At 68.1% G+C, this 20,969-nt stretch carries 29 protein-coding genes; 27 read left to right on the forward strand and 2 right to left on the reverse strand.

The annotated features are described in order from the left end of the window. The first annotated feature begins 107 nt into the window (after nt 1–107). From fusA to ACFRAL_RS13970, 3 genes are all read left to right on the forward strand, one after another. On the forward strand, nt 108–2,222 hold the full coding sequence (fusA, locus tag ACFRAL_RS13960; RefSeq protein ID WP_336398071.1) for an elongation factor G: 2,115 nt from the start codon (nt 108–110) through the stop codon (nt 2,220–2,222). 157 nt (nt 2,223–2,379) lie between these two features. Next, nucleotides 2,380–3,573, forward strand: coding sequence for an elongation factor Tu (gene tuf / locus ACFRAL_RS13965; protein ID WP_336398072.1), 1,194 nt, complete (start codon nt 2,380–2,382; stop codon nt 3,571–3,573). A 165-nt stretch (nt 3,574–3,738) separates the two neighbouring features. Beyond that, a complete protein-coding gene (locus ACFRAL_RS13970) occupies nt 3,739–3,954 on the forward strand; it encodes a hypothetical protein (RefSeq protein WP_378883932.1) in 216 nt (71 codons plus the stop codon). Nucleotides 3,955–4,060: 106 nt separating this feature from the next. Here ACFRAL_RS13970 and ACFRAL_RS13975 read toward each other — a convergent pair whose 3' ends face one another. Then, nucleotides 4,061–5,197 carry a glycosyltransferase gene (locus tag ACFRAL_RS13975; RefSeq protein ID WP_336398074.1) on the reverse strand — a complete coding sequence of 379 codons (1,137 nt, stop codon included), beginning with the start codon at nt 5,195–5,197 and terminating at the stop codon, nt 4,061–4,063. Further along, entirely contained in the window at nt 5,194–6,576 is a 1,383-nt protein-coding gene (locus ACFRAL_RS13980) for a sugar transferase (RefSeq protein ID WP_336398075.1), read from the reverse strand. Before ACFRAL_RS13980 ends, ACFRAL_RS13975 begins: the two co-directional genes overlap by 4 nt. A 756-nt stretch (nt 6,577–7,332) precedes the next feature. Here ACFRAL_RS13980 and rpsJ point away from each other — a divergent pair. The 24 genes from rpsJ (at nt 7,333) to ACFRAL_RS14100 (ending at nt 20,531) form a co-directional block, all read left to right on the forward strand. Beyond that, a complete protein-coding gene (gene rpsJ, locus ACFRAL_RS13985) occupies nt 7,333–7,641 on the forward strand; it encodes a 30S ribosomal protein S10 (RefSeq protein WP_106816553.1) in 309 nt (102 codons plus the stop codon). A gap of 8 nt (nt 7,642–7,649) precedes the next feature. Further along, a complete protein-coding gene (rplC, locus tag ACFRAL_RS13990; RefSeq protein ID WP_336398077.1) occupies nt 7,650–8,309 on the forward strand; it encodes a 50S ribosomal protein L3 in 660 nt (219 codons plus the stop codon). 4 nt (nt 8,310–8,313) lie between these two features. Then, a complete protein-coding gene (gene rplD / locus ACFRAL_RS13995; protein ID WP_336398078.1) occupies nt 8,314–8,976 on the forward strand; it encodes a 50S ribosomal protein L4 in 663 nt (220 codons plus the stop codon). Then, nucleotides 8,973–9,272 carry a 50S ribosomal protein L23 gene (gene rplW, locus ACFRAL_RS14000; protein WP_045301485.1) on the forward strand — a complete coding sequence of 100 codons (300 nt, stop codon included), beginning with the start codon at nt 8,973–8,975 and terminating at the stop codon, nt 9,270–9,272. Before rplD ends, rplW begins: the two co-directional genes overlap by 4 nt. Nucleotides 9,273–9,298: 26 nt before the next feature. Then, nucleotides 9,299–10,138, forward strand: a complete 840-nt coding sequence (gene rplB, locus ACFRAL_RS14005) for a 50S ribosomal protein L2 (RefSeq protein WP_194414505.1) — start codon at nt 9,299–9,301, stop codon at nt 10,136–10,138. Between the two features lie 12 nt (nt 10,139–10,150). Next, nucleotides 10,151–10,432 (forward strand): 30S ribosomal protein S19, encoded by a 282-nt coding sequence (gene rpsS, locus ACFRAL_RS14010; protein ID WP_018171448.1) that lies wholly within the window; start codon nt 10,151–10,153, stop codon nt 10,430–10,432. A 22-nt stretch (nt 10,433–10,454) separates the two neighbouring features. Beyond that, complete coding sequence (gene rplV / locus ACFRAL_RS14015; protein WP_109210486.1) at nt 10,455–10,853, forward strand: 50S ribosomal protein L22; 399 nt, start codon at nt 10,455–10,457, stop codon at nt 10,851–10,853. Continuing rightward, the gene (gene rpsC / locus ACFRAL_RS14020) at nt 10,853–11,635 is read left to right on the forward strand and encodes a 30S ribosomal protein S3 (protein ID WP_194397477.1); all 783 of its coding nucleotides are present in this window, start codon (nt 10,853–10,855) and stop codon (nt 11,633–11,635) included. Before rplV ends, rpsC begins: the two co-directional genes overlap by 1 nt. Beyond that, nucleotides 11,635–12,054 (forward strand): 50S ribosomal protein L16, encoded by a 420-nt coding sequence (gene rplP / locus ACFRAL_RS14025; protein ID WP_018171451.1) that lies wholly within the window; start codon nt 11,635–11,637, stop codon nt 12,052–12,054. The genes rpsC and rplP overlap by 1 nt, the downstream gene beginning before the upstream one ends. After that, a complete protein-coding gene (gene rpmC / locus ACFRAL_RS14030; RefSeq protein ID WP_318354390.1) occupies nt 12,054–12,368 on the forward strand; it encodes a 50S ribosomal protein L29 in 315 nt (104 codons plus the stop codon). Before rplP ends, rpmC begins: the two co-directional genes overlap by 1 nt. Next, nucleotides 12,368–12,694: a 30S ribosomal protein S17 gene (gene rpsQ / locus ACFRAL_RS14035; protein ID WP_336398079.1), complete on the forward strand. Its 327-nt coding sequence runs from the start codon at nt 12,368–12,370 to the stop codon at nt 12,692–12,694. The genes rpmC and rpsQ overlap by 1 nt, the downstream gene beginning before the upstream one ends. Then, nucleotides 12,691–13,059: a 50S ribosomal protein L14 gene (rplN, locus tag ACFRAL_RS14040; protein WP_336398080.1), complete on the forward strand. Its 369-nt coding sequence runs from the start codon at nt 12,691–12,693 to the stop codon at nt 13,057–13,059. Before rpsQ ends, rplN begins: the two co-directional genes overlap by 4 nt. 4 nt (nt 13,060–13,063) lie before the next feature. Further along, on the forward strand, nt 13,064–13,423 hold the full coding sequence (rplX, locus tag ACFRAL_RS14045; protein ID WP_172990762.1) for a 50S ribosomal protein L24: 360 nt from the start codon (nt 13,064–13,066) through the stop codon (nt 13,421–13,423). A gap of 2 nt (nt 13,424–13,425) precedes the next feature. Further along, nucleotides 13,426–14,013, forward strand: coding sequence for a 50S ribosomal protein L5 (gene rplE, locus ACFRAL_RS14050; protein WP_336398081.1), 588 nt, complete (start codon nt 13,426–13,428; stop codon nt 14,011–14,013). A 133-nt stretch (nt 14,014–14,146) separates the two neighbouring features. Continuing rightward, complete coding sequence (gene rpsH, locus ACFRAL_RS14055) at nt 14,147–14,545, forward strand: 30S ribosomal protein S8 (protein ID WP_318354393.1); 399 nt, start codon at nt 14,147–14,149, stop codon at nt 14,543–14,545. A 6-nt stretch (nt 14,546–14,551) separates the two neighbouring features. Continuing rightward, nucleotides 14,552–15,088, forward strand: a complete 537-nt coding sequence (gene rplF / locus ACFRAL_RS14060; protein ID WP_336398082.1) for a 50S ribosomal protein L6 — start codon at nt 14,552–14,554, stop codon at nt 15,086–15,088. A 2-nt stretch (nt 15,089–15,090) separates the two neighbouring features. After that, on the forward strand, nt 15,091–15,450 hold the full coding sequence (gene rplR, locus ACFRAL_RS14065) for a 50S ribosomal protein L18 (RefSeq protein ID WP_336398083.1): 360 nt from the start codon (nt 15,091–15,093) through the stop codon (nt 15,448–15,450). Next, nucleotides 15,447–16,133: a 30S ribosomal protein S5 gene (gene rpsE / locus ACFRAL_RS14070; RefSeq protein ID WP_336398084.1), complete on the forward strand. Its 687-nt coding sequence runs from the start codon at nt 15,447–15,449 to the stop codon at nt 16,131–16,133. The genes rplR and rpsE overlap by 4 nt, the downstream gene beginning before the upstream one ends. Then, nucleotides 16,133–16,318, forward strand: coding sequence for a 50S ribosomal protein L30 (rpmD, locus tag ACFRAL_RS14075; protein ID WP_018171461.1), 186 nt, complete (start codon nt 16,133–16,135; stop codon nt 16,316–16,318). Before rpsE ends, rpmD begins: the two co-directional genes overlap by 1 nt. Next, a complete protein-coding gene (rplO, locus tag ACFRAL_RS14080) occupies nt 16,318–16,959 on the forward strand; it encodes a 50S ribosomal protein L15 (protein WP_336398085.1) in 642 nt (213 codons plus the stop codon). The genes rpmD and rplO overlap by 1 nt, the downstream gene beginning before the upstream one ends. A 99-nt stretch (nt 16,960–17,058) precedes the next feature. Further along, entirely contained in the window at nt 17,059–18,381 is a 1,323-nt protein-coding gene (gene secY, locus ACFRAL_RS14085; protein ID WP_336398086.1) for a preprotein translocase subunit SecY, read from the forward strand. Further along, nucleotides 18,378–18,971, forward strand: coding sequence for an adenylate kinase (locus ACFRAL_RS14090; protein WP_336398087.1), 594 nt, complete (start codon nt 18,378–18,380; stop codon nt 18,969–18,971). The genes secY and ACFRAL_RS14090 overlap by 4 nt, the downstream gene beginning before the upstream one ends. A 2-nt stretch (nt 18,972–18,973) precedes the next feature. Next, nucleotides 18,974–19,816, forward strand: a complete 843-nt coding sequence (gene map, locus ACFRAL_RS14095; RefSeq protein WP_378883948.1) for a type I methionyl aminopeptidase — start codon at nt 18,974–18,976, stop codon at nt 19,814–19,816. A gap of 13 nt (nt 19,817–19,829) precedes the next feature. After that, the gene (locus tag ACFRAL_RS14100; protein ID WP_378883951.1) at nt 19,830–20,531 is read left to right on the forward strand and encodes a DsbA family protein; all 702 of its coding nucleotides are present in this window, start codon (nt 19,830–19,832) and stop codon (nt 20,529–20,531) included. Nucleotides 20,532–20,969 lie beyond the last annotated feature (438 nt).

Below are 20,969 nucleotides of genomic sequence, written 5' to 3' on the forward strand. Positions count from 1 at the left end.
AGCATCCCGCCGCTCCCGTGACCCACGGGAGCGGCGGACCCCCCGAAACCCGGTTGTCGAGCAGGCGCACGAGCGCCGTATCGAGACACAACAGCTAAGGACACCCCGTGGCACAAGAAGTGCTCACCGACCTCAACAAGGTCCGCAACATCGGCATCATGGCGCACATCGATGCCGGCAAGACGACGACGACCGAGCGCATCCTGTTCTACACGGGCGTCAACCACAAGATCGGCGAGACGCACGACGGCGCTGCCACCACCGACTGGATGGAGCAGGAGCAGGAGCGCGGCATCACGATCACGTCGGCCGCCGTCACCTGCTTCTGGAACAAGAACCAGATCAACATCATCGACACGCCCGGTCACGTGGACTTCACGGTCGAGGTCGAGCGCTCGCTGCGCGTCCTCGACGGCGCGGTCGCCGTGTTCGACGGCAAGGAGGGCGTCGAGCCCCAGTCCGAGACGGTGTGGCGTCAGGCCGACAAGTACGACGTGCCCCGCATCTGCTTCGTCAACAAGATGGACAAGCTGGGCGCCGACTTCTACTTCACGGTCGACACCATCGTCAACCGTCTGAAGGCCAAGCCGCTCGTGCTCCAGCTGCCCATCGGCTCGGAGAGCGACTTCGTGGGCGTCGTCGACCTCGTCGAGATGCGCGCGCTGGTGTGGCCCGGCGACGCCAAGGGCGACGTGACCATGGGCGCCAAGTACGAGATCCAGGAGATCCCGGCCGAGCTCGCCGACAAGGCCGCCGAGTACCGCGAGATCCTGCTCGAGGCCGTCGCCGAGTCCGACGAGGAGCTTCTCGAGAAGCACTTCGGCGGCGAGGAGCTGACGGTCGCCGAGATCAAGGGCGCCATCCGCAAGCTGACCATCGCCTCCGAGCTCTACCCCGTGCTGTGCGGCTCGGCGTTCAAGAACCGCGGCGTGCAGCCGATGCTCGACGCGGTCGTGGACTACCTGCCGTCGCCGCTGGACGTCCCCGCCATCGAGGCGAAGGACCCCAAGAACGAAGAGATCATCATCGAGCGCCACGCCGACCGCGAGGAGCCCTTCGCGGCGCTCGCGTTCAAGATCGTGACGCACCCCTTCTTCGGTCGCCTCACCTACATCCGCGTCTACTCGGGTCACCTCGACTCGGGCGCCCAGGTCGTCAACGCGACCAAGGGCAAGAAGGAGCGCATCGGGAAGATCTTCCAGATGCACGCCAACAAGGAGATGCCGGTCGACTCGGTCACCGCCGGTCACATCTACGCGGTCATCGGCCTCAAGGACACCACCACCGGTGACACCCTGGCCGACTCGAACAACCAGGTCGTCCTCGAGTCGATGACGTTCCCGGAGCCGGTCATCGAGGTGGCCATCGAGCCGAAGACCAAGGCCGACCAGGAGAAGCTGGGTCTGGCGATCCAGAAGCTCGCCGAAGAGGACCCGACGTTCCGCGTCGAGCAGAACGCCGAGACCGGCCAGACGGTCATCAAGGGCATGGGCGAGCTGCACCTCGACATCCTCGTGGACCGCATGAAGCGCGAGTTCCGGGTCGAGGCCAACGTCGGAAAGCCCCAGGTGGCGTACCGCGAGACGATCCGCAAGACCGTCGAGCGTCACGACTACACCCACAAGAAGCAGACCGGCGGTTCGGGCCAGTTCGCGAAGATCCAGTTCGCGCTGGAGCCCCTCGAGGTCACGGCCGACAAGACGTACGAGTTCGAGAACAAGGTCACCGGTGGCCGCATCCCGCGCGAGTACATCGAGCCCACCAACCAGGGCTTCCAGGACGCCATGAACGTCGGCGTGCTCGCCGGCTACCCCATGGTCGGCGTGAAGGCCACCCTCATGGACGGCGCGTCGCACGACGTCGACTCGTCCGAGATGGCGTTCAAGATCGCGGGCTCCATGGGCTTCAAGGAGGCCGTCCGCAAGGCGAACCCCGTCATCCTCGAGCCGCTCATGGCGGTCGAGGTGCGTACTCCCGAGGAGTACATGGGCGACGTCATCGGCGACCTGAACTCGCGTCGCGGCCAGATCCAGTCGATGGAGGACGCCCAGGGCGTCAAGGTCGTGCGTGCGCTGGTCCCGCTCTCGGAGATGTTCGGCTACATCGGCGACCTGCGTTCGAAGACCTCGGGCCGCGCGGTGTACTCGATGGAGTTCGACAGCTACGCCGAGGTTCCTCGCAACGTGGCCGACGAGATCGTCCAGAAGACCAAGGGCGAGTAACCCTGCACTCCGGGATGCCTCGGCGACGAGGCATCCCGGAGCACAACTTCACACAGAATCACCAGAACCGTCTCCACTAAGGTGGAGATATCCCCGTAGACGTCCGGTCGCAAACCAGTGCCCGGAACTTCTACATGACCGTCCTGAGGAGGACCCAGTGGCTAAGGCCAAGTTCGAGCGGACCAAGCCGCACGTGAACATCGGAACGATCGGTCACGTCGACCACGGCAAGACCACGCTCACCGCAGCGATCTCGAAGGTGCTCGCCGACAAGTACCCGTCGGCCACCAACGTGCAGCGTGACTTCGCGTCGATCGACTCCGCTCCCGAGGAGCGTCAGCGCGGTATCACGATCAACATCTCGCACGTCGAGTACGAGACCCCCAAGCGTCACTACGCTCACGTCGACGCCCCGGGTCACGCCGACTACATCAAGAACATGATCACCGGTGCCGCCCAGATGGACGGCGCGATCCTCGTCGTCGCGGCCACTGACGGTCCGATGGCGCAGACGCGCGAGCACGTGCTGCTCGCCAAGCAGGTCGGCGTGCCCTACCTGCTGGTCGCGCTCAACAAGAGCGACATGGTCGACGACGAGGAGATCCTGGAGCTCGTCGAGCTCGAGGTCCGCGAGCTGCTCTCGTCGCAGGACTTCGACGGCGACAACGCCCCTGTCGTGCGCGTCTCGGGCCTGAAGGCTCTCGAGGGCGACGCCGAGTGGGTCGAGAAGATCGTCGAGCTCATGGACGCCGTCGACGAGTCGATCCCCGACCCGGTGCGTGACAAGGACAAGCCGTTCCTCATGCCCATCGAGGACGTCTTCACCATCACCGGCCGTGGCACGGTCGTCACGGGCCGCGCCGAGCGCGGTACCCTCGCGATCAACTCCGAGGTCGAGATCGTGGGTCTGCGCCCGACGCAGAAGACGATCGTCACCGGTATCGAGATGTTCCACAAGCAGCTCGACGAGGCGTGGGCCGGCGAGAACTGTGGTCTGCTCCTGCGCGGCACCAAGCGTGACGACGTCGAGCGCGGCCAGGTCGTCGTGAAGCCCGGTTCGGTCACCCCGCACACCAACTTCGAGGGCACGGCGTACATCCTGTCCAAGGAGGAGGGCGGCCGTCACAACCCGTTCTTCACGAACTACCGTCCGCAGTTCTACTTCCGCACCACCGACGTCACCGGCGTCATCACGCTGCCCGAGGGCACCGAGATGGTCATGCCCGGCGACACCACCGACATGACGGTCGAGCTGATCCAGCCGATCGCCATGGAGGAGGGCCTCGGCTTCGCGATCCGTGAGGGTGGCCGCACCGTCGGCGCCGGCACGGTGACCAAGATCATCAAGTAAGTCCTTTCGGACGTCAGACGGATGCCGCGGCATCCGTCGCCGACAAGGGGTCGGGCTCTCGGAGCCCGGCCCCTTTCGTCGTACCCCCGGACTGTCGCCGGGGCGACGTGACAGGCCAGAATGGCCTCGGCGCACCCCACCCGGGGGTCGCGGTGAGGAGCCGGAATGGGTATCGAGGACATCGTCAACCAGGGGAAGGACTTCCTGGAGCAGAACAAGGACAAGATCGACGACGTCATCAAGTCCGAGCACGCCGAAGGTGTCAGCGACAGCGCTCTCGACGCCGCCGCCGAGTTCGTCAAGAAGGTCGCGCCCGACAGCGTCGACCAGCAGGTGGACGGCGCGCGCGAGAACATCGACAAGGCCGTCGGCAACGAGTAGGGCTCAGAGCGAAGGGCGGTCCGCGAGGCGGACCGCCCTTCGTCCGCGCGTCGCGGGGGAGTATCGCGAGCGCGCCGCCGATCTGCGTCGAGCTTCTCTTCGGGGGTCAGAGAGCTTGCGCGACGACCGGCGGGGTCACGGGGGCGCCATGGCGCGCCATCCAGGTGGTGAGGTTCTCGTCGAAGCGCGGGCCGTCGAACTGCTGAGCGTGCCGCACGACCTCCTCCGTCGGCAGGGCGACGGCGCGCGTCGCGGCGGCGACGAGATCGCTTCGAGAACGGGGATCGAACAGCGCGCCGCCGACGCCCTCCCGGATGGATTCGCTGGCACCGCCGACACGGTTGGCGATCACCGGCGTACCCGCCGCCATCGCCTCGACGGCGACGATGCCGAAGTCCTCGACCGGTGGGAAGACGAACAGGCCGGCGCGCTCCATCAGTGCGAACAGCATCGCGTCGGACGGCGCGACCTGCAGGTGCACGGGTACCCGCGCGGTGCGGCCGCGCTCGCGCAGCTCGCCCTCGAGCGGCCCCGATCCCGCGATGACGACGGGCATGCCCAGCGCCTCGCCGGCCGCGATCACCAGGTCCAGCCGCTTGTACGGGATGAACCGGGACACCCCGAGCACGAAGTCGCGCGGGAGGGCGTCGAGCCGGCGCCGCTCGCGGTCGGTGAGCTGGTCGCGCCACGCGCCCGACGAGATGTACGAGACGTCGACCGGCGGATTGATGACCGTCGCCTCCACGCCCCACGCCCGCTGCACCCGCTGCGCCACGAAGCGGCTGTTTGCCGCCACGGCGGTCGCGCGCGCCGCGGTGCGCCGGTCGAGGGCCCGCAGCGGCGGGCCGGCGATCCGGGCGGCGAGGTTGTCACCCCGGCCGTCGAGCTCGGGCGCCCACAGGTAGCGGGCCGGGGTGTGCGCGTAGACGAACGTCGGCGTGCCGGGCTGGGTGAACTGGACGTGATGGGCGAACGCGTAGGAGCTCACCAGCGCCCAGTCGGGGGAGCCGTGGGCGGGGCGCCGCCACGCGAGCGGCATGAGCGGCAGCGCGAGCGCCTTGTGATGCCGCAGCGGCGTGCGGGCCAGCCACGTCTCGCGCACCTTGCGGCCGCGGTGCCTGCCGGGCGCGTCGTTCCACAGGCACAGGATGTCCGCGTCGGGGAACAGCCCCGCGAAGCGGTCGACCACGCGCTCGGCACCGCCGACCGCTTCGATCCATTCGGCGACGATCAGCCCGCTCATGCCGTCGTCCTTCCCGGAAGCAGCGCGGCGCGCGCGGTGCGGAGCATGATGACGAAGTCGCCCGCGAGAGTCCAGTTGTCGACGTACGACAGGTCCAGCCGCACCGACTCCTCCCACGACAGCGACGAGCGTCCGCTCACCTGCCAGAGGCCGGTGATGCCCGGTTTGACCATGAATCGCCTGTGCACATGGTCGGCGTACCGCGCCACCTCGCGGGGGAGCGGCGGCCGGGGGCCGACGAGCGACATCGACCCCATCAGGACGTTCACGAGCTGCGGCAGCTCGTCGAGGCTGTACTTGCGCAGGAACCGTCCGATCGGCGTCACGCGAGGGTCGTCCAGCATCTTGAAGAGCACCTCGTTGCCGACCTCGCGTCCGGGCTCGAGGCCGGCGAGCATCTCTTCGGCATCCGGCACCATCGTCCGGAACTTCAGCATCTGGAAGGCGCGGCCGTCCAGGCCGATACGGGTCTGGCGGAACAGCACCGGCCCTGCCGACGTCCTGTTGATGATGAGCGCGAGGGCGGCCATGAGCGGCGCGAAGAAGACCAGCGCGAGGGCTGAGACGGCGATGTCGGCCGTCCGCTTGAGGAAGCGCTGACCCTTGCTGTACCGCGGCGTCTCGACGTGGATCAGCGGCAGGCCCGCGACCGGACGGGTGTGGATGCGCGGACCGACGATGTCGGCGATGCTCGGCGCCAGGATGAGGTGACGGCGGTCGGCCTCGAGGGCCCACGAGATGCGCTTGACCCCGGACGGCGGGAGCTCGTCGGTGCTGGTCACCGCGACGGTGTCGGCCCCGGCGGCGTCGAGCGCCCCCAGAACGCCTCGGATGTCGCCGCGCACCGGGATGTCGGTGCCCGGCACGGTCTGCCCCGGCTGCCCGTCCGGGATGCAGGCGCCCACGACGTGGTAGCCGGCGCTCGGGGACCGGCGCAGCGCGGCGGCGATCTGCGCGACCGACTCGCTCGAGCCGACCAGGAGCACCGTGGCGCTCCAGTCGCCGCTGACGCGGCGCGTGATCAGCCAGCGCCGCCACGCCCAGCGCTCGATGAGCAGGAGCGCGATCCCCAGCGGGAAGCTGATGAGCAGGTACCCGCGGGCGACGTCCACGCGCAGCAGGAACGCCAGGATCGCGATGATCCCGAACAGGCGCGTGCTCACCGAGATGATGCGGGTGTACTCGGCCGACCCGCTGCCCGCGATCCGCGCGCTGCGCGAGTCGACGAGGCTCAGCGACCACATCCACACGGCCAGCAGAATCGCCGAGAACGCCCAGTACGACGCGCCCGTCAGGAACGAGTCCTCGCGAATCACCACGTTCGAGCTGTCGAGCCCGAACCACGCGATCTGCGTGCCGAACACGACCCCGGCGAGCACCGCGAGATCGCTCAGCCACAGCCGGCGCGAGTATCGATCCCGCCAATGGTCCGTGCCGGTCGGCCGCGCGGGTGCGCGATCGACGCGAGCGACGGTCTCCCCAGACTCGACCCGCTTCTTGGAACTTCTTGTCAATGCGTCGACATACGGCCTTTTAGCCGCGTCGACAAAATGCGACGCCACTGCTTTCCCTCCCCGTCGCAACCGAACGCAGTCCTTCGGGTCCTGCGTGCCGACGGAACTCCCCAGTTCGCCAGCGGTTGCGTGTGGTCATTCTGCCACGACCTCGCCGGTGCGGGAAGCACCGGGCGCAAACTCGGCTCGGCGAGCCTGCTCGGGCGGGTGCCAGGCTGGGAAGGCGCCGAGCATAGCCGCGTCGCGACACGCCCGAGTTTGCGACACGCCCGGGCTGCACGTAGACTAGTGAGGTTCCACATTCCGGTGCCCCTCTTGGCGTGCGCCGGATCACTGCCAGGGCAGTGCATAGGCAGCGCACATGCGCAGAGTCCTAGGCCGCGGGCAGCAGAACCACCACATCTCGAATCCACCCACTGCGGAGCACCGTTTCGCGTGGGCGGAGAACGGATGACGGGAGCAGCGCTTCGGCGCGGCATCCGGATTGACATGAGAACAGCGGTGCCCCTCGACGGGCTCGGCGGCCGGAAGGTCGCCGGCCGCGAGAAATGTGCCCGGCGCGCAAGCGCCATGTGCGTCCAATGCCCGAGAGGTACGACGCGGAAAGAGAGTGAGCAGACTATGGCGGGACAGAAGATCCGCATTCGCCTGAAGTCGTACGACCACGAGGTCATCGACTCGTCGGCGCGGAAGATCGTCGACACCGTGACACGTGCGGGCGCGACGGTCGTGGGCCCCGTGCCCCTTCCGACGGAGAAGAACGTGATCGCCGTGATCCGTTCTCCCCACAAGTACAAGGACAGCCGCGAGCACTTCGAGATGCGCACCCACAAGCGTCTGATCGACATCGTCGACCCGACGCCCAAGGCGGTCGACTCGCTCATGCGCCTCGACCTTCCGGCCGATGTCAACATCGAGATCAAGCTCTGAGGTTCGACATGGCTGACATCAACTCCAAGGTTTCCAAGGGCCTGCTCGGCACCAAGCTCGGCATGACCCAGGTCTGGGACGAGAACGGCAAGCTCGTTCCCGTCACCGTGATCGAGATCGCTCCGAACGTCGTGACCCAGGTCCGCACGCCGGAGAAGGACGGCTACAAGGCCGTCCAGATCGGCTACGGCCAGATCGACCCCCGCAAGGTGAACCAGCCCCTGACGGCCCACTTCGAGGCCGCCGGTGTCACCCCGCGCCGTCACCTCACTGAGATCCGCACCGCGGACGCCGCTGACTACTCACTCGGTCAGGAGCTCACGGTGGACGGCACGTTCGAGGCCGGCCAGCTGGTCGACGTCGTCGGCACCAGCAAGGGCAAGGGCACCGCGGGTGTCATGAAGCGCCACAACTTCAAGGGCGTCTCCGCCTCGCACGGTGCGCACCGCAACCACCGCAAGCCCGGTTCGATCGGCGCCTCGTCGACCCCGAGCCGCGTTTTCAAGGGCATGCGCATGGCCGGCCGTATGGGTGGCGAGCGCGTGACCGTCCTCAACCTCACGGTGCACGCCGTCGACGCCGAGAAGGGTCTGCTGCTCGTCAAGGGCGCCGTCCCCGGCGCGCGCGGCCGCATCGTCTACGTCCGCAACGCAGTGAAGGGTGCCTGATCGCATGGCTGACTCGACTCTCGCGCTCGACGTCGTGAACGCAGACGGCAAGAAGGCCGGCTCCATCGAGCTGCCCGCCGCGCTGTTCGACGTCAAGACGAACATTCCGCTCATCCACCAGGTCGTCGTCGCGCAGCTCGCGGCGGCTCGCCAGGGCACCCACTCGACCAAGCGTCGCGGTGAGGTCTCGGGCGCCGGCCGCAAGCCCTTCAAGCAGAAGGGCACGGGTAACGCCCGCCAGGGCTCGATCCGCGCGCCGCAGATGACCGGCGGTGGAATCGTGCACGGCCCGAAGCCGCGCGACTACTCGCAGCGCACCCCCAAGAAGATGATCGCGGCCGCCCTCCTCGGCGCGCTCAGCGACCGCGCCCGCGGCGAGCGTCTCCACGTCGTGGAGTCGTTCGGCATCGAGGGTGCTCCGTCGACCAGGGCCGCCGCCGCGGTGCTCACGGGTCTCGGCGCCGTCAAGAACGTGCTCGTGGTCGTGGACCGCTCCGACGACATCAACGTGCTGAGCGTCCGCAACATCCCGTTCGCGCACGTGCTGCCGTTCGACCAGCTCAACGCCTACGACGTGCTCGTCTCGGACGACATCGTCTTCACCAAGGCCGCCTACGACGCGTTCGTCGCGTCCAAGACCGCCACCACCGAGGAGGCCTCGGCATGACCGCCGTCAACAAGGACCCGCGCGACATCATCCTGAAGCCGGTCGTTTCGGAGAAGAGCTACGGGCTCATCGACGAGGGCAAGTACACCTTCCTCGTCGACCCCCGCGCCTCGAAGACCGAGATCAAGCTCGCGATCGAGAAGATCTTCGGCGTCAAGGTCGCGGCGGTCAACACGCTCAACCGCACGGGCAAGGCTCGTCGCACCCGCTTCGGCACCGGCAAGCGCAAGGACACCAAGCGCGCCATCGTGACCCTGAAGTCGGGCACCATCGACATCTTCACGGCAGTCGGCTGACGGTCGGGACAGAGGACTAGAGAACTATGGCTATTCGCAAGTACAAGCCCACGACCCCGGGTCGCCGCGGCTCGTCGGTGGCCGACTTCGCCGAGATCACCCGATCGACGCCCGAGAAGTCGCTCCTCCGCCCGCTCAGCAAGACCGGTGGCCGCAACAACCAGGGCCGCATCACCACCCGCCACATCGGCGGTGGCCACAAGCGTCAGTACCGCGTCATCGACTTCCGTCGCAATGACAAGGACGGCGTCAACGCCAAGGTCGCTCACATCGAGTACGACCCCAACCGCACCGCGCGCATCGCGCTCCTGCACTACTTCGACGGCGAGAAGCGCTACATCCTCGCGCCGAACAAGCTGGCGCAGGGCGACATCGTCGAGTCGGGCGCCTCGGCTGACATCAAGCCGGGCAACAACCTGCCGCTGAAGAACATCCCCACCGGTACCGTGATCCACGCCATCGAGCTCCGCCCCGGCGGCGGCGCGAAGTTGGCGCGCTCGGCCGGCACGTCGGTTCGCCTCGTGGCGAAGGACGGCCCCTACGCCCAGCTGCGTCTGCCCTCGGGCGAGATCCGCAACGTCGACGCGCGCTGCCGCGCGACCGTCGGCGAGGTCGGCAACGCCGAGCAGTCGAACATCAACTGGGGCAAGGCCGGCCGCAACCGCTGGAAGGGCATCCGCCCGACCGTCCGCGGTGTCGCGATGAACCCCGTCGACCACCCGCACGGTGGTGGTGAGGGTAAGACCTCCGGTGGTCGTCACCCGGTTTCGCCGTGGGGTCAGGCCGAAGGCCGCACCCGTCACGCGAACAAGGAAAGCGACAAGTACATCGTCCGTCGTCGCAACGCCGGCAAGAAGCGGAAGTAGGAGTAGAGGAAGATGCCTCGCAGCCTTAAGAAGGGCCCCTTCGTCGACGAGCACCTGCTTCGCAAGGTCGTCGTCCAGAACGAAGCCGGCACCAAGAACGTCATCAAGACCTGGTCGCGCCGTTCGATGATCATCCCGGCCATGCTGGGTCACACCATCGCCGTGCACGACGGTCGCAAGCACATCCCCGTGTTCGTGACCGAGACCATGGTCGGCCACAAGCTGGGCGAGTTCGCGCCCACCCGCACCTTCCGCGGCCACGTGAAGGACGACAAGAAGGGCCGCCGCCGCTGACGCGGGGGCAGAGGAGAGAGAAATGGTGGAGTCCATCGCACGCGTGCGACACATCCGCGTGACCCCTCAGAAGGCTCGTCGTGTCGTCGCGCTCATCAAGGGCAAGCAGGCTGAGGAGGCCCTGGCCATCCTCAAGTTCGCGCCGCAGGGTGCGAGCGAGCCGATCTACAAGCTCGTCGCCTCGGCGATCGCGAACGCTCGCGTGAAGGCCGACAAGGACGGCGAGTACCTGGACGAGCAGGACCTGTACGTGAAGAACGCGTACGTGGACGAGGGCACGACGCTCAAGCGTTTCCAGCCCCGTGCACAGGGCCGCGCCTTCCAGATCAAGAAGCGCACCAGCCACATCACCGTCGTGCTCTCGACCCCCGAGGTCGCGGAGACGGCGCCGGCTGCCAAGAGCAAGAAGGCGAGCAAGTAATGGGACAGAAGGTCAACCCGTACGGCTTCCGCCTCGGCATCACCACGGACCACGTGTCGCGTTGGTTCTCGGACTCGACGAAGCCCGGACAGCGCTACGCCGACTACGTGGCCGAGGACATCAAGATCCGTCGCCTGCTGACGACGTCGCTTGACCGCGCCGGCGTGAGCAACATCGAGATCGAGCGCACGCGTGACCGCGTCCGCGTCGACATCCACACCGCCCGCCCGGGCATCGTGATCGGCCGCCGCGGCGCCGAGGCCGAGCGCATCCGCGCCGACCTCGAGAAGCTCACCGGCAAGCAGATCCAGCTGAACATCCTCGAGGTCAAGAACCCCGAGGCCGACGCCCAGCTCGTCGCGCAGGGCATCGCCGAGCAGCTCACCGCTCGCGTGGCGTTCCGCCGCGCGATGCGCAAGGGCCTGCAGGGCGCTCAGCGCGCCGGCGCCAAGGGCGTCCGCATCCAGGTCTCCGGCCGCCTCGGCGGCGCCGAGATGAGCCGCTCGGAGTTCTACCGCGAGGGTCGTGTGCCGCTGCACACGCTGCGCGCGAACATCGACTACGGCTTCTACGAGGCCAAGACCACCTTCGGCCGCATCGGCGTGAAGGTCTGGATCTACAAGGGCGACCTGACCAACAAGGAGCTCGCTCGCGAGCAGGCCAACCAGAAGCCGGCGCGCGAGCGCGGCGACCGCCGTGGCCCCCGTGGCGACCGCGGCGACCGCGGTGACCGCGGTGAGCGCCGCAACGAGGCCCCCGTGGCAGAAGGAGCGTCGGCGTAATGCTCATCCCCCGCAAGGTCAAGTACCGCAAGCAGCACCACCCCGGCCGCTCGGGCCAGGCCACCGGCGGCACGAAGGTCTCCTTCGGCGAGTTCGGCATCCAGGCCCTCACGCCCGCGTACGTGACAAACCGTCAGATCGAGTCCGCTCGTATCGCGATGACCCGTCACATCAAGCGCGGCGGCAAGGTGTGGATCAACATCTACCCCGACCGTCCGCTCACCAAGAAGCCGGCCGAGACCCGCATGGGTTCCGGTAAGGGCTCGCCGGAGTGGTGGGTCGCGAACGTCAAGCCGGGTCGCGTCCTCTTCGAGGTCGCCGGCGTCAACGAGGAACTCGCTCGTGAGGCGCTGACCCGTGCCATCCACAAGCTGCCTCTCAAGGCACGCATCATCAAGCGCGAGGAGGGCGACGCGTAATGGCGATCGGCACCAAGACGCTCGCTCCGAGCGAGCTCGACACGTTCGAAGACCAGCGCCTCGTCGAGGAGCTGCGCAAGGCCAAGGAAGAGCTGTTCAACCTGCGCTTCCAGTCGGCCACCGGCCAGCTCGAGAGCCACGGCCGCATCCGTGCGGTCAAGCGCGACATCGCGCGGCTCTACACCGTGATCCGTGAGCGCGAGCTCGGCATCCGTGCCACGCCCGCTCCGCTGGAGACGGCGACGAAGGCGAAGAAGACGAAGGCCAAGAAGGCGGATGCCGCCGACTCGGCCGCGAAGGAAGAGGCCGAGTGATGGCTGAGAAGAAGCAGGCCGAGGTCGCCGCCAAGGGCCACGAGTCGGCCGAGCACGACGTGCGCGACGCGGACGCCCGTGGCTACCGCAAGGCCCGCCGCGGCTACGTCGTCAGCGACAAGATGGACAAGACCATCGTCGTCGAGGTCGAGGACCGCGTGAAGCACCCGCTGTACGGCAAGGTCATCCGCCGCACCTCCAAGGTGAAGGCGCACGACGAGGGCAACACGGCCGGCATCGGCGACCTCGTCCTCATCAACGAGACCCGCCCGCTGAGCGCGACCAAGCGCTGGCGTCTGGTCGAGATCCTGGAGAAGGCCAAGTGATTCAGAACGAGTCCCGCCTCAAGGTCGCCGACAACACGGGTGCCAAGGAGCTGCTCACCATCCGCGTCCTCGGTGGCTCGAACCGCCGCTACGCGGGCGTGGGTGACATCATCGTGGCCACCGTCAAGGACGCGATCCCGGGCGGCAACGTCAAGAAGGGCGACGTGGTCAAGGCCGTCGTCGTCCGCACCGTCAAGCAGACCCGTCGTCCCGACGGCTCGTACATCAAGTTCGACGAGAACGCCGCCGTCATCCTGAAGAACGACGGGGAGCCCCGCGGCACCCGCATCTTCGGACCGGTCGGCCGTGAGCTTCGCGACAAGAAGTTCATGAAGATCGTCTCGCTCGCACCGGAGGTGATCTGACCCCATGGCCAAGATCAAGAAGGGCGACCTGGTTCAGGTCATCTCGGGCGCCAAGCCCGAGCGCGGCGGCGACCGCGGCAAGCAGGGCAAGGTCCTCGAGGTCCTTGCCGAGCAGAACCGCGTGATCGTCGAGGGCGTGAACTACGTCACCAAGCACAACCGCGTCGGCCAGTCGCAGCGCGGCACCAAGACGGGCGGCATCGAGACGATGGAAGCCCCGATCCACATCTCCAACGTCCAGCTCGTGGACCCCTCGACCAAGAAGCCGACCCGTGTCGGCCACCGCGTCGAGGAGCAGACGAAGGACGGCGTGAAGCGCAACGTCCGCGTGCGCTACGCGAAGAAGTCAGGCAAGGACCTCTGAACATGAGCACCACTGCCGTGGAGGCTGGCAAGATCCAGCCCCGCCTGAAGCAGAAGTACAACACCGAGATCAAGAAGGCCCTGCAGGACGAGTTCGGCTACGCCAACGTCATGCAGACGCCCGGCCTGGTCAAGGTCGTCGTGAACACCGGTGTCGGCGAGGCAGCTCGCGACAGCAAGGTGATCGATGGCGCGGTCGACGACCTCACCAAGATCACCGGCCAGAAGCCGGTCGTGACCAAGGCCCGCAAGTCCATCGCGCAGTTCAAGCTGCGCGAGGGCCAGGCCATCGGCGCGCACGTCACCCTCCGCGGTGACCGCGCATGGGAGTTCATCGACCGTCTGGTCAACCTGGCGCTGCCCCGCATCCGCGACTTCCGTGGCCTGTCGGGCGCGCAGTTCGACGGCAACGGCAACTACACCTTCGGTCTCCAGGAGCAGTCCGTGTTCCACGAGATCAACCAGGACAAGATCGACCGCGTCCGCGGCTTCGACATCACCATCGTGACGTCGGCGAAGACGGACGACGAGGGCCGCGCGCTCCTGCGCCACCTCGGCTTCCCGTTCAAGTCGGACGACGCCCAGGCGTGATCCCCTGACGGATGCCGCGACCGGCGCGAAGGCGGCGGTCGCGGCATCCGATCCCATAACTGAACACCGTCATCATGGAAGGTCGTCTGTCGTGTAACGGCAGCCGAAACCTCGTGAACAAAGGAATCAACTCATGACAATGACAGACCCGGTCGCAGACATGCTGACCCGTCTGCGCAACGCGAACTCGGCGCACCACGACTCCGTGTCGCTGCCGAGCTCCAAGCTCAAGACCCACATCGCCGAGATCCTCAAGCAGGAGGGCTACATCTCGTCGTGGGAGGTCAGCGACGCGCGCGTCGGCCAGACCCTCACGCTGACGCTCAAGTACGGCCCGAACCGCGAGCGGTCGATCGCCGGCATCAAGCGCGTCTCCAAGCCCGGTCTGCGCGTCTACGCGAAGTCGACCGAGATCCCCCGCGTGCTCGGCGGGCTCGGCGTGGCCATCCTGTCCACCTCCTCTGGCCTCCTCACGGACCGCCAGGCCGAGCAGAAGGGCGTGGGTGGGGAAGTCCTCGCCTACGTGTGGTGATCTGACATGTCGCGTATCGGTCGTCTTCCGATCGACATCCCCGCCGGTGTGACCGTCTCGGTCGAGGGTCAGGATGTCGCCGTCAAGGGCCCTAAGGGCGAGCTGTCGCTCACCGTGGCCCGTCCCATCGAGGTCAAGGTCGAAGAGGGCCAGGTCGTCGTGACCCGCCCCGACGACGAGCGCTCGTCGCGCTCGCTGCACGGCCTGACCCGCACGCTCATCAACAACAACATCATCGGTGTCACCCAGGGCTACTCCAAGGGCCTCGAGGTGGTCGGCACGGGTTACCGCGTCGCGCAGAAGGGCACGTCGGTCGAGTTCGCTCTCGGCTTCTCGCACCCGGTGCTCGTCGAGGCGCCCGCCGGCATCACGCTGACGGTCGAGGGCAACAACAAGCTCACCGTCTCGGGCATCGACAAGCAGGCTGTCGGCGAGACCGCGGCCAACATCCGCAAGATCCGCAAGCCCGAGCCGTACAAGGGCAAGGGTGTGCGCTACGCCGGCGAGGTCGTCCGGCGCAAGGCCGGAAAGGCTGGTAAGTAACCATGGCTGTGAAGTCGAAGTCCGACGCGCGCGCGCGTCGTCACGCCCGCCTTCGCAAGAAGGTCGTCGGCACCCCCGAGCGTCCGCGCCTGGTCGTCACGCGCTCGGCGCGCCACGTCTTCGTGCAGATCGTCGACGACAGCAAGGGCCACACGCTGGCCTCGGCCTCGACCCTCGAGACCGACCTGCGCGTGTCCGACGCTGACAAGACCGCCAAGGCCCGCAAGGTCGGCGAGCTCCTCGCCGAGCGCGCGAAGGCCGCCGGCGTCTCGGACGTCGTGTTCGACCGTGGCGGCAACCGCTACGCCGGCCGTGTCGCGGCGATCGCCGACGGCGCCCGCGAGGGAGGTCTGAACCTGTGAGTGACAACAAGGAGAACATCGTGACCGACCAGGCTGCAGCCGAGGCTCAGGCCCCGGCCGCCGAGGCGCCCGCCGAGCGCGAGCGCGAGCCGCGCCGCGGTGGTCGCGAGCGCAACCCCAACCGCGACCGCGGTGGCCGCGACCGCAACGAGAGCCAGTTCCTCGAGCGCGTCGTCACCATCAACCGCGTGTCGAAGGTCGTCAAGGGTGGCCGTCGCTTCAGCTTCACCGCGCTCGTCGTCGTCGGCGACGGCAACGGTGTGGTCGGCGTCGGCTACGGCAAGGCCCGTGAGGTGCCGCTGGCGATCTCGAAGGGCGTCGAGGAGGCCAAGCGCAACTTCTTCCGCGTGCCCCGCGTCGGCTCGACCATCCCGCACCCGGTGCAGGGTGAGGCCGCTGCCGGTGTGGTGCTGCTGCGCCCGGCCGCTGCCGGTACCGGTGTCATCGCCGGTGGCCCGGTGCGTGCCGTGCTCGAGTGCGCCGGCATCCACGACGTGCTGTCGAAGTCACTCGGCTCGTCGAACACGATCAACATCGTCCACGCGACGGTGGAGGCCCTGAAGCAGCTCGAGGAGCCCCGTGCGGTCGCCGCACGCCGTGGCCTCGACTTCGACCAGGTCGCCCCCGCCCGTCTCGTCCGTGCCGAGGCTGAGGCCGCGGCCGCTGCGAAGGCAGGTGTCTGATGGCTGCGCGTCTGAAGGTCACGCAGGTCAAGTCCAAGGTGAGCGAGAAGCAGAACCAGCGCGACACGCTGCGTTCGCTCGGTCTGAAGCGGATCGGCGACTCGGTCGTCCGTCCCGACGACGCGCAGACGCGCGGCTACGTCCGGACCGTCGCCCACCTCGTCAAGGTTGAGGAGATCGACTGATGGCTGAGAAGGCCGAGAAGAACGAAGCCGTCGAGGCTGAGAAGAAGGCCCCGAAGAAGGCTGCCGCCTCCAAGGCCGCCTCCTCCAAGGCCGCCGACAAGGCCCCCGCCGCCGCCAAGGCCGACAAGGCTGAGAAGGCTGCGCCGGCCAAGAAGGCGCCGGCCAAGAAGGCTGCTGCCAAGAAGGACGTCCCGGCTGCGCGCCCGGGCGTGCTGAAGGTGCACCACCTGCGTCCGGTCCCCGGCTCGAACACCCCCAAGACCCGTGTGGGTCGCGGTGAGGGCTCGAAGGGCAAGACGGCCGGCCGCGGTACCAAGGGCACCAAGGCCCGCTACCAGGTCAAGGTCGGCTTCGAGGGCGGGCAGATGCCGCTGCACATGCGCACCCCGAAGCTCCGCGGCTTCAAGAACCCGTTCCGCGTCGAGTACCAGGTCGTGAACCTGGACAAGCTCGCGGAGCTGTACCCGGCCGGTGGCGACGTCACCGTGGGCGACCTCGTCGCCAAGGGTGCGGTGCGCAAGAACGAGAAGGTCAAGGTGCTCGGCACCGGCGACATCTCGGTGAAGCTCAACGTGGCGGTCGACAAGGTCTCGGGCTCTGCCGAGCAGAAGATCGTCGCCGCGGGCGGCACCGTCAAGTAATACGCGCGCAGTGGGGGTCGGAGCTTGCTCCGGCCCCCACTGGGTTACCCTGGACGTCGGCACGTCTGCGTGCCGATGCCCCCCACTGGAGGAATCCTCTTGTTCAGCGCCATCGCGCGGATCTTCCGCACTCCTGACCTTCGGCGGAAGATCGCATTCACCCTGGCGATCATCGCCCTGTACCGCTTCGGTGCCCACGTGCCCGCGCCGTTCGTCGACTTCCCGAACGTGCAGTCGTGTCTCCGGCAGTCCGCCGGCACCGAGGGTCTGCTGTCGCTGGTCAACCTCTTCTCGGGTGGCGCTCTGCTGCAGCTGTCGATCTTCGCGCTGGGTGTCATGCCGTACATCACCGCGACGATCATCGTGCAGCTGCTGCGCGTGGTCATCCCGCACTTCGAGACCCTCTACAAGGAGGGCCAGGCGGGCCAGGCCAAGCTCACGCAGTACACGCGGTACCTGACGATCGCGCTGGCGCTCCTCCAGTCCACCACCCTGGTCACCGTCGCCCGCAGCGGTCAGCTGTTCGGCGTCACCGGCGTGCCGGAGTGCGAGAACCTCCTCACCGAGGAGGCGTGGTGGGCGCAGCTCCTCATGATCATCACGATGACGGCCGGCACCGGCCTCATCATGTGGTTCGCCGAGCTGGTGACCGAGCGCGGCATCGGCAACGGCATGTCGCTGCTCATCTTCACCTCCATCGCCGCGGCCTTCCCCGCCTCGATGTGGGCGATCTGGCAGTCGCGCGGCTTCGAGGTCTTCCTCCTCGTGCTGGCCGTCGGCATCGTGGTCGTCGCGCTCGTCGTCTTCGTCGAGCAGTCGCAGCGCCGCATCCCCGTCCAGTACGCCAAGCGCATGGTCGGGCGCCGCACCTACGGCGGCACCAACACGTACATCCCGATCAAGGTGAACATGGCCGGCGTCGTGCCCGTCATCTTCGCCTCGTCGCTGCTGTACATCCCCGCACTCATCGCGCAGTTCAACCAGCCGCAGCCGGGCGAGGAGGTGCCGGGCTGGGTGCAGTGGATCCAGGCGTACCTCGTCACCGGCGACAACGCGCTGTACATGCTGCTGTACTTCCTGCTCATCGTCGGCTTCACGTACTTCTACGTCGCGATCACCTTCAACCCCGTCGAGGTCGCCGACAACATGAAGAAGTACGGCGGGTTCATCCCCGGCATCCGCGCCGGCCGCCCGACCGCCGAGTACCTCGACTACGTCCTCACGCGCATCACGCTCCCGGGCTCCATCTACCTGGGTCTGATCGCGCTCCTCCCGCTCGTCGCCCTCGCCACGGTCGGCGCCAACCAGAACTTCCCGTTCGGCGGAGCCTCGATCCTCATCATCGTCGGCGTCGGACTCGAGACGGTGAAGCAGATCGACGCGCAGCTTCAGCAGCGCCACTACGAAGGGCTCCTCCGATGACCCGACTTCTGATCGTCGGCCCGCAGGGTTCAGGCAAGGGCACGCAGGGCGTGCGCATCGCCGAGGCGTTCGGCATCCCCGCCATCTCGACCGGCGATGTGTTCCGCGCGGCGGTCGCAGAGGGCTCCGAGCTCGGCCTGCAGGTCAAGGCCATCATCGAGGCGGGCGACCTGGTCTCCGACGAGCTGACGAGCGCGGTCGTGCGCGACCGCCTCGCGCAGGCCGACGCGGCGGAGGGCTTCCTGCTGGACGGCTACCCCCGCAACATGGCCCAGGTCATGCACCTCGACGAGTTCCTCGAGGGGCGCGACGAGTCCCTCGACGCGGTGATCGAGCTGGCCGTGCCGCGCGACGAGAGCATCGCCCGCATCGCCGGGCGCGCCGCCGAGCAGGGCCGCAGCGACGACACCGAAGAGGTCATCGCCAACCGCCTGGCGATCTACGAGCGCGAGACGGCGCCGATCCTCGAGGTGTACCGCACGCGCGGCATCGTCGACGACATCGACGGCGTGGGCTCGCTCGACGAGATCACCGACCGCATCATCGCCGCGCTCGAGGCGCGCGGCCTGGTGCGCGTCCCGGTCTCCTGAACGTGTCGCTGCGCCGCTCCATCTACAAGTCCCCCGCCCAGCTGCGGGCGATGGTGGAACCCGGTCTCATCACCGCCGCCGCCCTCGACGCGGTCCGCGGCCTGATCGCGCCCGGCGTCACCACCGCGGAACTGGATGCCGCGGCATCCGAGGTCATCACCGGCCGTGGGGCGAAGTCGAACTTCCAGATGGTCCGCGGGTACCGCCACACCATCTGCGCGTCGGTCAACGAGCAGGTCGTGCACGGCATCCCGGGCGACCGCGTGCTGGCGCCCGGTGACATCCTGTCGATCGACGCCGGAGCCGAGTACAAGGGGTGGAACGGGGACTCCGCGTTCACCGCGGTGCTGCCCGACGAGACGCGGCCCGAGGTCGTCGCGGAGCGGCAGCGCCTGTCGGACGTGACCGAGGGGTCGCTGTGGGCCGGCATCGCGTCGCTCGCGACCGCCCGCCACCTCGGCGAGGTGGGCGCCGCCATCCAGGAGTACATCGAGGCGAACTCGCCGGAGTCCGGCGCCTACGGCATCCTGCGCGAGTACGTCGGGCACGGCATCGGCCGCAAGATGCACGAGTCGCCCTCGGTGTTCAACTACCGCGTCGCCGATCCGGGGCCCGAGGTGCGACCCGGCCTCGTCCTCGCGATCGAGCCGATGGTCGTCATCGGCGACCAGGCCACCTTCATCGAAGACGACGGGTGGACCGTGTCGACGCTCGACGGCACCGCCGGCTCCCACTGGGAGCACAGCGTGGCCGTGCACGAAGACGGAATCTGGGTGCTGACCGCACCCGACGGCGGAGCCGCGGGCTTGGCGCCCTTCGGCATCACGCCGCGTCAGATCGCCTAGGGAGGCTCTCGAGATGGCACAGGCCGGCGCACGCAAGGTCAACTGGTTCGCGATCTGGGTGACCATCGCCGTGGTGGTGGCGCTCGTGCTCGTCGCGGTGCTCGTGGTGACGCTCAACAACCAGGCCGCGCCCAAGCCGCTGCCCACTGAGGTCAACCCTCCGTCGGCGTCGAACATCGACACCGAGACCGGTGCGATCCTCGTCGGCGAGGGGGAGGACCGCCTCGACACCTACGTCGACTTCATGTGCCCGGTGTGCAACCAGTTCGAGCAGGTGTACGGCGCCGAGATCGAAGGCCTCGTCGACGACGGCAGCATCACGCTCGGCATCCACCCCATCTCGATCCTCGACCGGCTGTCGAACGGCACGCAGTTCTCGACCCGCTCGGCCAACGCCGCGTACTGCGTGGCCGAGGCCGACCCGGATGCCTCGCTGCCCTTCCTGCAGGCGATGTTCGAGAACCAGCCCGCCGAGAGCACCGACGGCCTGACGAACAACGAGATCCTCGAGATCGCGTCGGGCGTGGGCGTCACCGGGATCGACTCCTGCGTGAACGACGGCAGCTACGCCGGCTTCGTCACGGCGATGACGGAGCAGACGCCGGTGCAGCCCGGACAGTCCGGCATCGCCACGCCGACCGTCGCCGTGAACGGCGATGTCATCTCCAACTCCGACCTGCCCCCCGCGGGCGCGCTCGCGACCCTCTTCGAGTGACCGGATGCCGCGCCCCGCGGCATCCGCCCCCTCCTCCCACGCGCGTCGCCGCACGCGGGCGCCCGGCGCGCCCGGGCGTTCGCCGCACGCGGGCGTCCGGCGTGGGCGGCCGCCCGGCGTGGGCGGCCGGCGTGGGCGCGCCCGGCGTGGGCGGCAGCCCGGCGTGGGCGGGCGCCCGGCGTGGGGGGCGCCCGGCGTGGGGGGCCTGGCGTGGGCGGCATCCGTTCCCCAACATTCAGGGTAAACACCGCGTGCGCGACGAAACACCGTGCAGCACCGTGGTGTGCCGTCGCGTTTGCGGTGTATCGCCCGCTCGAGGGGACCGGAGGGGCGGCGGGTCGCCGGCGCGCGGACGTTCGGCGCGCCGGGGTCCCCGTGGGCGGCATCCGTTCCCCAACATTCAGGGTAAACACCGCGTTCGCGACGAGACACCGTGCG

Origin of the sequence: Microbacterium sp. NPDC056736 (assembly GCF_042790415.1) — a bacterium.
GTDB lineage: Bacteria > Actinomycetota > Actinomycetes > Actinomycetales > Microbacteriaceae > Microbacterium.